The 11,542-nt window shown below is 61.2% G+C and carries 13 protein-coding genes; 5 read left to right on the top strand and 8 right to left on the bottom strand.

The window, feature by feature from the left end:
- Window positions 1–585, bottom strand: a 585-nt coding sequence (nadD, locus tag ACIOZM_RS15865; RefSeq protein WP_401215530.1) for a nicotinate-nucleotide adenylyltransferase, incomplete at its 3' end; no start/stop codon positions are given.
- Window positions 554–1,825, bottom strand: a complete 1,272-nt coding sequence (locus tag ACIOZM_RS15860; RefSeq protein ID WP_401215527.1) for a glutamate-5-semialdehyde dehydrogenase — start codon at window positions 1,823–1,825, stop codon at window positions 554–556. The genes ACIOZM_RS15860 and nadD, both read right to left, overlap by 32 nt.
- Window positions 1,826–2,002: 177 nt before the next feature.
- Here ACIOZM_RS15860 and ACIOZM_RS15855 point away from each other — a divergent pair, with 177 nt between their 5' ends.
- The gene (locus tag ACIOZM_RS15855; protein ID WP_401215524.1) at window positions 2,003–2,698 is read left to right on the top strand and encodes a DNA-3-methyladenine glycosylase; all 696 of its coding nucleotides are present in this window, start codon (window positions 2,003–2,005) and stop codon (window positions 2,696–2,698) included.
- Between the two features lie 126 nt (window positions 2,699–2,824).
- Window positions 2,825–4,141, top strand: a complete 1,317-nt coding sequence (locus tag ACIOZM_RS15850) for a bifunctional DedA family/phosphatase PAP2 family protein (protein ID WP_401215522.1) — start codon at window positions 2,825–2,827, stop codon at window positions 4,139–4,141.
- A gap of 44 nt (window positions 4,142–4,185) precedes the next feature.
- On the opposite strand, the gene ACIOZM_RS15845 is transcribed toward ACIOZM_RS15850, so the two are convergent.
- The 3 genes from ACIOZM_RS15845 to ACIOZM_RS15835 are packed head-to-tail and all read right to left on the bottom strand — an operon-like array spanning window position 4,186 to window position 5,865.
- Window positions 4,186–4,776: an LON peptidase substrate-binding domain-containing protein gene (locus ACIOZM_RS15845; protein WP_401215520.1), complete on the bottom strand. Its 591-nt coding sequence runs from the start codon at window positions 4,774–4,776 to the stop codon at window positions 4,186–4,188.
- A 10-nt stretch (window positions 4,777–4,786) separates the two neighbouring features.
- Window positions 4,787–5,503 carry an LrgB family protein gene (locus ACIOZM_RS15840; protein WP_401215517.1) on the bottom strand — a complete coding sequence of 239 codons (717 nt, stop codon included), beginning with the start codon at window positions 5,501–5,503 and terminating at the stop codon, window positions 4,787–4,789.
- Entirely contained in the window at window positions 5,503–5,865 is a 363-nt protein-coding gene (locus ACIOZM_RS15835; protein ID WP_401215514.1) for a CidA/LrgA family protein, read from the bottom strand. The genes ACIOZM_RS15840 and ACIOZM_RS15835 overlap by 1 nt, the downstream gene beginning before the upstream one ends.
- A gap of 181 nt (window positions 5,866–6,046) precedes the next feature.
- On the opposite strand from ACIOZM_RS15835, the gene ACIOZM_RS15830 reads away from it, so the two are divergent.
- From ACIOZM_RS15830 to ACIOZM_RS15820, 3 genes are all read left to right on the top strand, one after another.
- A complete protein-coding gene (locus ACIOZM_RS15830) occupies window positions 6,047–6,502 on the top strand; it encodes a MaoC family dehydratase (RefSeq protein ID WP_116029866.1) in 456 nt (151 codons plus the stop codon).
- A 110-nt stretch (window positions 6,503–6,612) separates the two neighbouring features.
- Complete coding sequence (locus ACIOZM_RS15825; RefSeq protein WP_401215511.1) at window positions 6,613–8,340, top strand: C13 family peptidase; 1,728 nt, start codon at window positions 6,613–6,615, stop codon at window positions 8,338–8,340.
- 27 nt (window positions 8,341–8,367) lie between these two features.
- Window positions 8,368–9,009, top strand: a complete 642-nt coding sequence (locus ACIOZM_RS15820) for an oxidoreductase (RefSeq protein WP_401215509.1) — start codon at window positions 8,368–8,370, stop codon at window positions 9,007–9,009.
- Window positions 9,010–9,144: 135 nt separating this feature from the next.
- Here the strand turns inward: ACIOZM_RS15820 and ACIOZM_RS15815 are convergent, their stop codons facing one another.
- From ACIOZM_RS15815 to mpl, 3 genes are read right to left on the bottom strand one after another with little or no spacing between them, the layout of a single operon-like run.
- A complete protein-coding gene (locus ACIOZM_RS15815; protein WP_401215506.1) occupies window positions 9,145–9,429 on the bottom strand; it encodes a YceK/YidQ family lipoprotein in 285 nt (94 codons plus the stop codon).
- Window positions 9,422–10,069 (bottom strand): flavin prenyltransferase UbiX, encoded by a 648-nt coding sequence (gene ubiX / locus ACIOZM_RS15810; protein WP_401215503.1) that lies wholly within the window; start codon window positions 10,067–10,069, stop codon window positions 9,422–9,424. The genes ACIOZM_RS15815 and ubiX overlap by 8 nt, the downstream gene beginning before the upstream one ends.
- Window positions 10,066–11,415 carry a UDP-N-acetylmuramate:L-alanyl-gamma-D-glutamyl-meso-diaminopimelate ligase gene (mpl, locus tag ACIOZM_RS15805; protein WP_401215500.1) on the bottom strand — a complete coding sequence of 450 codons (1,350 nt, stop codon included), beginning with the start codon at window positions 11,413–11,415 and terminating at the stop codon, window positions 10,066–10,068. Before mpl ends, ubiX begins: the two co-directional genes overlap by 4 nt.
- Between the last annotated feature and the right edge of the window lie 127 nt (window positions 11,416–11,542).

The following is an 11,542-nucleotide window of genomic DNA, read 5'->3' as shown; positions in this document are numbered from 1 at the left end:
GAATGCAATCTGTCCGCTCGGCCCTTTCAGGGCCAGCGGGTCGCTCACCGAACGCGCTGCCAGCAGGTTGCGCAAGGCATCCGGCGGTTCGCTGTCGGCGTCCGGGCGCTGTAGCACCAGGATGTGGCAATGCTGGAGTAATTCCTCCCAGCGATGCCAAGTGGGCAGGCCGCAAAATGCGTCCCAGCCCAAAAGCAGAAAAACCTGGGTCTCTGCGGCCATTTCGGCGCGCATCAACTCCAGGGTATCAATGGTCCAGGACGGTTTGTCCCGCTGCAATTCGCGGGCGTCCACTACCAACGGCGGCACTCCGGCCACCGCGCACTCGACCATCGCCAGCCGATCCTGCGCCGACACCTGCGGCGTACCGCGATGCGGCGGCCGGGCGTTCGGCGTCAGGCGCACCTCGTCGAGCGCCAGCGCTTCGGCGACTTCCAGTGCGCCGCGCAAATGGCCGATGTGCACCGGATCGAACGTCCCGCCCAGTACGCCAATGCGTCGAGGCTGGAGTTCGGCGCCGGGCAGCGGCGATGTCAGGTCGAGGTCGGTCAAGTCAGACCGTCGCCTGGCCGCGCAACTGGCCATCACCGACCACGATGTACTTCTCGCAGGTCAGTCCTTCGAGGCCAACCGGGCCACGGGCGTGCAGCTTATCAGTAGAAATGCCGATCTCGGCACCCAATCCGTATTCAAAGCCATCGGCGAAGCAGGTCGGGGTGTTGATCATCACCGATGCCGAATCGACCTCGGCCACGAACCGTCGGGTGTCGGCGAGGTTTTCGCTGACAATCGAATCGGTATGGTGCGAGCCGTAATGATTGATGTGTTCGATCGCCTGGTCCAGCCCGTCGACCACGCGAATCGACAGGATCGGTGCCAGATACTCAGTGTTCCAGTCGTCTTCGCTGGCTGGTACGGCATCGATGATCGCCCGGGTGCGCTCGCAACCGCGCAGTTCAACGCCTTTTTCGCGGAACCGCGCCGCCATCGACGGCAGGAAATCCTTGGCAACAGTTTGATCGACCAGCAACGTCTCCATCGCGCCGCAGATACCGTAGCGATAGGTCTTGGCGTTGAAGGCAATGTTTTCGGCTTTCGGCAGATCGGCGTGGGCACTCACGTAAACGTGGCAAATGCCGTCCAGATGCTTGATCACCGGCACGCGGGCGTCACGGCTGACGCGCTCGATCAGGCCACGGCCACCGCGCGGCACGATCACATCGACGTACTCGGGCATGGTGATCAGCGCGCCAACGGCGGCACGGTCAGTGGTTTCGACCACTTGCACCACGGCGGCGGGCAATTCGGCCTCGGCCAGACCGCGTTGGATGCACGCGGCAATCGCACGGTTGGAGTGAATCGCCTCGGAACCGCCGCGCAGGATGGTGGCGTTGCCGGACTTCAGGCACAGGCTGGCGGCGTCGATGGTCACGTTGGGACGCGATTCGTAGATGATCCCGATCACGCCCAGCGGCACGCGCATCTTGCCAACCTGAATCCCCGACGGACGGAAGCTCATGTCGCGGATGGCGCCGACCGGGTCCGGCAGCGCTGCGACCTGACGCAGACCGACGATCATCCCGTCGATGCGCGCCGGGGTCAGTTCCAGACGTTCCAGCAGTGCCGGCTCCAGACCATTGGCGCGACCGGCGGCCAGATCCTGTTCATTGGCTGCGGCCAGCTCGGCGCGAGCAGCGTCCAGAGCATTGGCAGCAGCCTGCAAGGCGCGGTTTTTCTGCGCGGTGCTGGCACGGCCGATGACCCGGGAGGCTTCGCGGGCGGCGCGACCCAATCGGGTCATGTAGTCAAGAACGGACTCAGTCATGGTCTGCTGGGGTCTTGGCAAAGAGGAAAGCGGCAGATTATAGCTGTCGCGTCCCGGGACTAACAGCGGTGACGGGCGGATGGTCGAAATGGAGGGTGATTTAGCGGCGTTCAGGCGTAATTAAGCTGCGCATTGTTATCATCACGACCTCCTTCGCCTGGATAAACATCGTCTGCCATGCCCAATCTGAACGTTCGCGCCGCTGCCCCGCGCCTGCCAATCGGGCTCCCGGACGCTTTTTTCGACCGTGACGCGCAAGTGCTGGCGCAGGATCTGCTCGGCAAAATCATTCGCCATCGGGTCGGCGATTTATGGCTGAGCGCTCGAATTATCGAAACCGAAGCCTATTACTGTGCAGAAAAAGGCAGCCACGCCTCGCTCGGCTACACAGAAAAGCGTAAGGCTTTGTTTCTGGATGGCGGGCACATTTATATGTATTACGCCCGTGGCGGTGATTCGCTGAACTTCAGCGCGCAAGGCCCAGGCAATGCGGTGCTGATCAAGTCCGCCTACCCGTGGGTCGATGAAATCAGCGGCCCGGCGAGCCTGGCGCAAATGCTGCTGAACAATCCTGACGCTCAGGGTCGACCACGCCCGTCGCAAAAGTTGTGTGCCGGTCAGACTCTGCTGTGCAAGTCGCTCGGGCTGAAGGTGCCGATGTGGGATGCCAAGCGCTTTGATCATCAACTGCTGCTGGTGGAAGATGGCGGGCCTGCACCGTCGCACATCATTCAGACCACGCGACTGGGGATTCCCCATGGCCGTGATGAACACCTGATGTACCGCTTCGTCGATGCTGCCTACGCTCAGTGGTGTACGCGGAACCCGCTGCGTCGGGGTCAGGTCGAAGGACGCGATTACTTCTTGCTGTAAACGCCCCCACCTGTAGGCGCTGCCGAAGGCTGCGATCTTTTGATCCTGATCCCAAAAACAAGATCAAAAGATCGCAGCCTTCGGCAGCTCCTACATAGGGCTCACCAATGATTGGAGTTTGTTTGTATGGGCCCATGGCTCGATAGCGTGACCGGGTGGCTGGCAGCCAATCCGCAGTGGCTGGCAGCGGCGGTCTTCGTCGTCGCTTTCGTCGAATGTCTGGCGATTGCCGGATTGATCGTGCCCGGCACGGTGTTGCTGTTTGCCGTCGCCGTGCTGGCCGGCAGTGGCGCACTGTCGTTGAGTGAAACCCTGCTGCTGGGTTTTCTCGGCGGGATTCTCGGCGATGTGATTTCGTACTTCCTTGGTCGCCACTTCCATCAGAACATCCGCCGGTTGCCGGGGCTGCGTCATCATCCGGAATGGATGGCCGGGGCCGAGAGCTATTTCCAGCGCTACGGCATCGCCAGCCTGCTGGTCGGACGCTTTATCGGCCCGCTGCGGCCAATGCTGCCGATGGTCGCCGGGATGTGCGACATGCCCTTCCCGCGTTTCGCCGCCGTCAGCCTGCTGGCCGGGGCCGGATGGAGTGTCGCCTATCTGCTGCCGGGCTGGGCCACCGGGGCGGCGATTCGCCTGCCATTGCCGGAAGGCTTCTGGCTCGAGGCGGGCATCGTCGCCGGGGCTATCGCGGTGATGGTCGGCCTGAGCGTCAACAGCAGCATGCGCCAGCATCGCCGGGCAACTTTGTGGATCAGCAGCATGAGCCTGCTGATCCTGATCGGTCTGTTCATCGGCTATCCGCACTTGACCGCGCTCGATCAAGGCGTGATGACGCTGGTGCAGGAACATCGCAGCCCGATGCTCGATGAAGTCGCAGTCACCCTCACGCTGATCGGCGAGTTCCGCAACATGCTGATGTTCAGCGCCCTGCTGACCGGCCTGTTGCTACTGACCCGACAATGGCGGCAGGCGATTTTCGTCGGCGGCACCTTGCTCGTCACTGCACTGGCCAACACCGCGACCAAACAGTTTTTCGCCCGGGTACGTCCGGAAGTACTGACCGATCCACTGACCAGCTACAGCATGCCCAGTGGACACGCCTCGGGATCGTTTGCGTTGTTTCTGGCTCTGGCGGTGCTTGCCGGACGTGGTCAACCGCCACGGATGCGTCTGACCTGGCTGTTGATCGCCTGTATTCCAGCGCTGTCGATTGCCCTGTCGCGGGTTTATCTGGGCGCGCATTGGCCGACGGATGTCATCGCCGGCACCATGCTGGCGGCGTGCGTATGCGCGGCGAGTCTGTGGTTGAGCCAGCGCAAGACACCGCTCAACGCCATGCCCGTCAAGATCTGGTGGCTGATTCTGCCGGCGTTGTTGCTGATGTTCAGCTTCTTCGTGTTCAGGCATTTGCCGCATACGATGTTGCGTTACGCCTATTGAAGATTGCCCATGCAGAGAACTTGATCCCTCTCTGCAGGGGTAGTTCAGGCGAACAGTTCGCCCTGCAACTCATCGAGCAGCGCCTGAATTGCATCCAGTCGCCGTTGCGGATCATCGGTTTGCAGCAGGTCGATCTTGTCTTCCTCGGCGAACGGCAGCAGGTACGCCAACTGGTTCGCCAGTGACTGCTGCCCATGCGCCTCGATGCCCATGTTCAGCGCCTCGACCATTGGATGCTCGGCTAGCGCCTTGAGCAATGCCACCAGATCAGCGTCCTCATCCTGCAAAGGCTGCTCGGGCTCTTCGTCGAGCCAATCGACGTCGGCGAGCATCAACTGATCGCGCTGCACTTCGGTGCGCAACACATTGAAGCGCCGCCCGCCCTGTACGCGAATTCCCAGCAGGCCATTGTCCTGCTGCTGGAAATCGATGATCTTCGCCTCGCACCCGACCAGCGCAAAGCCCTCAGGCGCAGCACCGACCTCGGCGCCGTCCAGAATGCACACCACGCCAAAACCGCCGCCCTGCTTCATGCAGCGGCCGATCATGTCGAGGTAACGCGCCTCGAAGATCTGCAAGTCGAGGTTGCAGCCGGGAAACAGCACTGTGTTCAGCGGAAAAAGCGGCAGGTTCATAGTCATTTCCTTACACCACCATCGACACCGCCAGCGGCAGGAAAACCGCCGTGGCCACGCCCATCAAACTCATCGCCAGCGCCGCGAAGGCACCGCACTCATCACTTTCCTGCAACGCCACCGAAGTACCGACCGCATGCGCGGTCATACCCAGCGCCATGCCGCGTGCTTCCGGGCTGTGCACGCCGAGACGGGTCAGCAGCGCCGGACCGAAGATCGCGCCGATCACCCCGGTGATCAGCACAAACACCGCCGCCAGTGCAGCCACGCCACCGATCTGCTCAGCCACCAACATGGCAATCGGTGAGGTCACCGACTTCGGCGCCATGGTCATCAGAATCATGTGCTCGGCGCCGAACGACCAGCCCAGCGCCACACCCATGCCCGTAGCCACCACGCCACCTATCACCAGCGTAGTAAAAATCGGCCAGAACAATTGGCGGATGCGTCGCAGGTTCAGATACAGCGGCACCGCCAGCGCGACCGTCGCCGGCCCCAGCAGAATGCTGAGGATTTCGGTGCTCTTGCGGTACTCCGCATACGTCAGGCCGCAGCCGAGCAGAACGCCGATCACCAACAGCATGGAGACCAGCACCGGTTGCAGAAAGATCCAACGGGTTTTCTCGAACGCCGCCAGCACCAGTTGATAAGCGCCGAGGGTGATGCCGATGCCGAACAATGGGTGATGGATAACCGAGGCCCAGGCCCCTTGCCAGTCGAAGAGCATCAGGACTCCTCCGAACGGCGGGCATGACGCTTGACCATGCGCTGCATCAGCACGCCGGCGAAAGCCATCGACAGGATCAACGACAGCACCAGCGCGCCGGTAATCGCCCAGAAATCGGCAGCAATGTCCTTGGCGTAAACCATCACGCCCACCGCTGGCGGCACCAGCAACAACGGCAGATAACGCAGCAGACTGCCGGCGGCAAGGTTCAGCGGCTCGCCGACTTCACCACGCACGATCAGGAACACCAGCAACAGCAGCAGGCCGATGATCGGCCCCGGCAGCACTGGCAGCAGCAAGTGGTTGAGCGCGGTGCCGAGTAGTTGAAACAGCACCAGCATGGTCAGGCCACGTAACAACATCCGACATCCCCCGAAAAAAAGCGCCCGGCATTATAAGCACGCCTGCGCTATGGATCGGCATTCGCCAAAAGCATGGTCGGTTGACCGCAGCAACTCGCCATGTTGATCTACAGTGGTTCGCAGGGCGGTCAAATCCCCCACCTGAAAAACTATAAAACCGATGAACCCAAGGAGAGTCTCAATGCCCTATGTTCCAGTTGCAGAGCTCAAAGATTATGTCGGCAAGGAACTCGGACGTTCCGAATGGCTCACCATCGATCAGGAGCGTATCAACCTGTTCGCCGAAGCCACCGGGGATTATCAGTTCATTCATGTCGATCCGGTCAAAGCCGCGCAAACGCCATTTGGCAGCACCATTGCCCACGGTTTCCTGTCACTGTCACTGATACCGAAACTGATGGAAGACATCCTCGTTCTGCCGGAAGGCGTGAAGATGGTGGTCAATTACGGTCTGGACAGCGTGCGCTTCATCCAGCCAGTGAAGGTCAACTCCAAAGTCCGACTCAAGGTCGATCTCGGTGAAGTGACCGAGAAAAAACCTGGCCAGTGGCTGCTCAAAGCCACCGCAACGCTTGAGATAGAAGGCTCGGACAAACCGGCCTATATCGCAGAACCGCTGTCGCTCTGCTTCGTTTAAGCGTCGGGATGCGAAGCGGCTCACGCTGTTTCGCATCCACTGCTTGTTCCCGGCTGTATTAGGTCACATAGCTACGGCATACTCGGTCGCCTAATTGCCCGGAACCCGCTATGCGCTCACTCGCCTCTCTAGCCCCGATTGCCCTGACCCTGTTGCTCACCGCTTGCGGCGACGGCGAATCGCTGTTGCCTCCGGACGCACGGCTGCCGGACGGCGGACGCTATCGCGGCGAACTGGTCAATGGCTTGCTGCAAGGCCAGGGGCGCGTCGACTATCCCAATGGCAGTTGGTACGCCGGGCAGTTCGACAAGGGTCAATGGCATGGTCAGGGCGAATGGCATGGCAGCAATGGCGAGGTCTATCGCGGCCAGTTCCAGCAAGGACTGTTCGACGGTCAGGGCAGCCTGACCACCAACGCCGGCACCTACACCGGCGGCTTCAAGCTGGGCCGACGCGATGGCGAAGGCACGCTGAAAGAAAACGCCATGACCTACCGTGGCGAGTTCAAGGCCGACCAGTATTCCGGACTCGGTCGTCTGGAAATGGACGACGGCAGTTCCTATCAGGGCCAGTTCGCCCACGGCAAACCCAACGGTGAAGGCCAGCGCGGCGATGCCAGCGGCAACTCGTTCACCGGGCACTTCGTCAACGGTCAACTGGAAGGCAACGGCACTTACAACAGTGCCGACGGCGACATCTATGTCGGCGGTTTCAAGAACAATCAGTTGCACGGCAAGGGCCGCTACGAAAACGCCGATGGCGACGTGTGGCTCGGCCAGTTCAAGGAAGGCGCGCTGAGCGGCAAAGGCGAACTGATCGGCGCCGACGGCAGCCATTACATCGGTAACTTCAGTGACTGGCGCTTCAGCGGTCAGGGTCGTTTGAACCTGCCGGATGGCAGTTTCTATATCGGTCAGTTCGACAACGACGCCTATAGCGGACGCGGCGTTCTGGTGCTGACCGACGGCACGGTGCTCAGCGGCACCTGGATCAACGGCCAGCGGGTTCGCGATGCCGACGGCAAATTGCTCCCGGACACTCTCGAGCTCGGCTTGCTCGCCCAGGGTCGCTTGCTCAATGAAGCGCTGGCCGCGGTGCCAGCCTCGACCCCGGCAGTCGAGCTTTATACCCTGACCCTCGGCGGCGACGGCAAGCAGAGCGTGTTCCTGCGCGAATCGGATTACGTCGCCAACATGCTCGCCAGCCGTTTTGGCGCGTATGGCCAGATTCGTCTGGTCAACCACCGCGACCACCTCACCGACCGGCCGATGGCCACCCGGGAAAACCTGCGCCGTGCCGCACAGACCCTGGACGAACGCAGCGGCCCGGAAGACTTGCTGTTTATCTACCTGACCAGCCACGGCACTGCCGAACATGAATTGGTGCTCGACCAGCCACGCATGGAACTGGCCGACCTGCCCGCCGATGAACTCGCCGCCGTACTGGCCCCGCTGAAAAACCGCGACAAGATCATCGTGATTTCGTCGTGCTACTCCGGTGGTTTCATTCCGGCACTGAAAGACGAACGCACGCTGATCATGACCGCCTCACGCGCCGACCGCGTGTCGTTCGGCTGCTCGGAAGAAGCCGACTTCACCTACTTCGGTGATGCGCTGTTTGCACAAGCACTGAACCAGACCGACGATCTGGAGCAAGCCTTCAAACTGGCCAAGGCCACCGTGGCCGAGCGCGAACTGGCGGACAATTTCGAAGCCTCGGAGCCGCAGATCTGGGCGCCGAAAACCGTGCTGGCGCATTGGCAGCTATTGCGTAAACAGCAAGCGAGAAAAGCTTTGCAAAGTGCTGCGTTGAACGACGGAGCGACAAACAGCAACTAAGCTGAACAGTATCAAGGGAGAGACACCATGTACTTGACGCCTCAGCACATCTTGCTAGCCGGTGCCACCGGACTGACCGGCGAGCATCTGCTCGACCGCCTGCTCAACGAGCCGACGATCACCCGTGTCCTCGCCCCTTCGCGCCGGCCACTGGCGGAACATCCGCACCTGGAAAACCCGGTTGGTGATCCACAGGTTTTTCTGCCGCAGCTCAATGGTCGCGTCGATATCGCCTATTGCTGCCTCGGCACTACCATCAAGCAAGCAGGCTCGGAACAAGCGTTTCGTGCGGTCGATCTGGACATGGTCGTGGCCTTCGCCAAGCGTGCCCGGGAAATGGGCGCGCGGCATCTGATCGTGATCAGCGCATTGGGCGCCGATCCGAAATCATCGATTTTCTACAACCGGGTCAAAGGCGAGATGGAAGAAGCATTGCGCGCGCAGGACTGGCCGCAATTGACCATCTGCCGGCCTTCGTTGTTGCTCGGGGAACGTAGCGAACCTCGCTTGGCCGAGCAGGTTGCCGGACCGCTGTCGAAACTGATTCCCGGCAAATACCGCGGCATCGAAGCCTGCCAACTCGCCCGCGCAATGTGGCGTCTGGCGCTGGAAGAACAGGACGGGGTGCGGGTGGTTGAGTCGGATGAACTGCGCAAACTCGGCAAATAACCGCCGGGCCTTGACCTTGTGGTGAGGGGATTTATCCCCGTTGGGGTGCGAAGCGCTCCCAAATCTGAAAAGCGACGACTGCTGCGCAGCCGAACGGGGATAAATCCCCTCGCCACAGGGGATGGTGGGCTTCCCCTATAATCCGCCAGTCGCCTGATAGCTCACGCCAATCACTGTCAGTAGCGACAACGGCAACAGCAGCGTATCGAGCAACGCACTGGCCGGCAGATCTACCCCCGGATAACCCGGCGCCTCAGCGCCGAAGCGATCCTTCGGGCAACACCCGCCATTCATCACATACAAATCCAGCCGTGTCCCCGCATACACCACCGGCGCCCCAGGCTTGGCCGCATCGAGCGTCCGCGCCGTGGCGCATCCAGTCAGTTGCAACGCCAGCAGGATCAACAGCAGCTTATTCATCACTGCTCAAATGATGCTCGCCCCAACGCGGCAACATGTCCTGAGGAATGCCCAGCAAATTCAGAATCCGCGCCACCACGAAATCGATCAGATCATCGATGGTCTGTGGCTGATGATAGAAGCCCGGCGAGGCCGGCAGAATGGTCACGCCCATGTTCGACAACTTGAGCATGTGCTCCAGATGAATGCTCGAATACGGCGCTTCTCGCGGTACCAGAATCAACTGGCGACGCTCCTTCAGCGTGACGTCGGCGGCGCGCTCGATCAGGTTGTTGCAGGCGCCGGTCGCGATGGCCGAGAGCGTGCCGGTCGAGCACGGCACCACCACCATCGCCGCTGGCGCCCCGGAGCCCGAGGCAACCGGCGACATCCAGTCCTCCTTGCCGTACACGCGAATCTGTCCGGCGGCAGCGCCGGTGTATTCCGTGAGGAACGCCTGCATCATCTGCGGCTTGGGCGGCAGCGAGACGTCAGTCTCGGTGGCCATGACCAATTGCGCAGCCTTGGAGATCAGGAAATGCACCTCGCGATCTTCACGCACCAGACAATCGAGCAGTCGCAAGCCGTACTGGGCGCCGGAAGCGCCGGTCATTGCCAGCGTGATGCGTTCGGGGCCATTGCTCTCCAAACGAGTGTTCATTGCAGCGCCTCGGCGAGTTTGCCGTGCAGGCCGCCGAAGCCGCCGTTGCTCATGATCACCACGTGAGTGCCGGGCTGCGCCTGGCTTTTCACGCGTTCGATGATGCCTTCCAGCGAATCGCTGACAATCGACGGCACGGTGCACAGCGCCGCCGTGCCCGCCAGATCCCAACCGAGGTTGGCCGGTGCGTACCAGATCACCTGATCGGCATCGACCACACTGTCCGGCAAGCCGTCGCGGTGAGCGCCGAGCTTCATCGAGTTGGAGCGCGGTTCGATGATCGCGATCAACGGCGCATCACCGATGCGCTTGCGCAGACCGTCGAGGGTGGTGGCGATGGCAGTCGGATGGTGGGCGAAGTCGTCATAGATAGTGATGCCGCGCACTTCGGCGACTTTCTCCATCCGGCGTTTGACGTTCTTGAACGCGCTCAACCCGGCAATACCCATCGATGGCACCACGCCAACATGCCGCGCCGCCGCGAGGGCAGCCAAGGCGTTGGCGACGTTGTGCTGACCGGTCAACTCCCACTCGACGGTACCTTGCGATACACCTTCGAACATCACTTCGAATGCCGAACCATCCGCGCTCAGCAGCTTGACCTGCCATTGACCGCCGACGCCGGTGGTTTGCACCGGCGTCCAGCAACCCATCTCGATCACCCGCTGCAATGCAGGTTCGGTGGTCGGGTGGATGACCAGGCCTTCACTCGGAATGGTGCGCACCAAGTGGTGGAATTGACGCTCGATGGCCGGCAGATCGGGGAAGATGTCGGCGTGATCGAACTCAAGGTTGTTGAGGATCGCGGTACGCGGACGGTAGTGAACGAATTTCGAGCGTTTGTCGAAGAACGCGCTGTCGTACTCGTCAGCCTCGATCACGAAAAACGGCGTGCCGCCCAGACGTGCCGAAACGGAGAAATTCTGCGGCACGCCGCCGATCAGGAAGCCCGGGCTCATGCCCGCGTGTTCCAGCACCCAGGCGAGCATGCTGCTGGTGGTGGTTTTGCCATGCGTACCGGCAACCGCCAGCACCCAGCGACCTTGCAGCACATGATCGGCCAGCCACTGCGGGCCGGAGACGTACGGCAGGCCTTTGTTCAGCACATATTCCACCGCCGGATTACCACGGGACATGGCGTTGCCGATCACCACCAGATCCGGCGCCGGATCAAGCTGCGCCGGGTCGTAACCCTGAGTCAGCTGAATGCCCTGGGCTTCCAGTTGAGTGCTCATTGGCGGATAGACGTTAGCGTCGGAGCCCGTCACGTGATGGCCCAGCTCTTTGGCCAGAACCGCCATCGAGCCCATGAAAGTCCCGCAGATACCCAGAATATGAATGTGCATAGTCGACCTCGTAAAACATGGCCGCAGGTTAGCGTAGGGAGGGGAAAATCGCACTCTTTAAGGTTATCAGGACTTTTGTAGGAGCTGCCGCAGGCTGCGATCTTTTGATTTTAAAAAGCAAGATCAA

The sequence above is a fragment of the Pseudomonas sp. NPDC087346 genome, from assembly GCF_044744235.1.
Lineage (GTDB): Bacteria > Pseudomonadota > Gammaproteobacteria > Pseudomonadales > Pseudomonadaceae > Aquipseudomonas.
The sequence above is the reverse complement of the archived record's forward strand: the minus strand, read 5'-3'. Positions and strand labels throughout refer to the sequence as shown.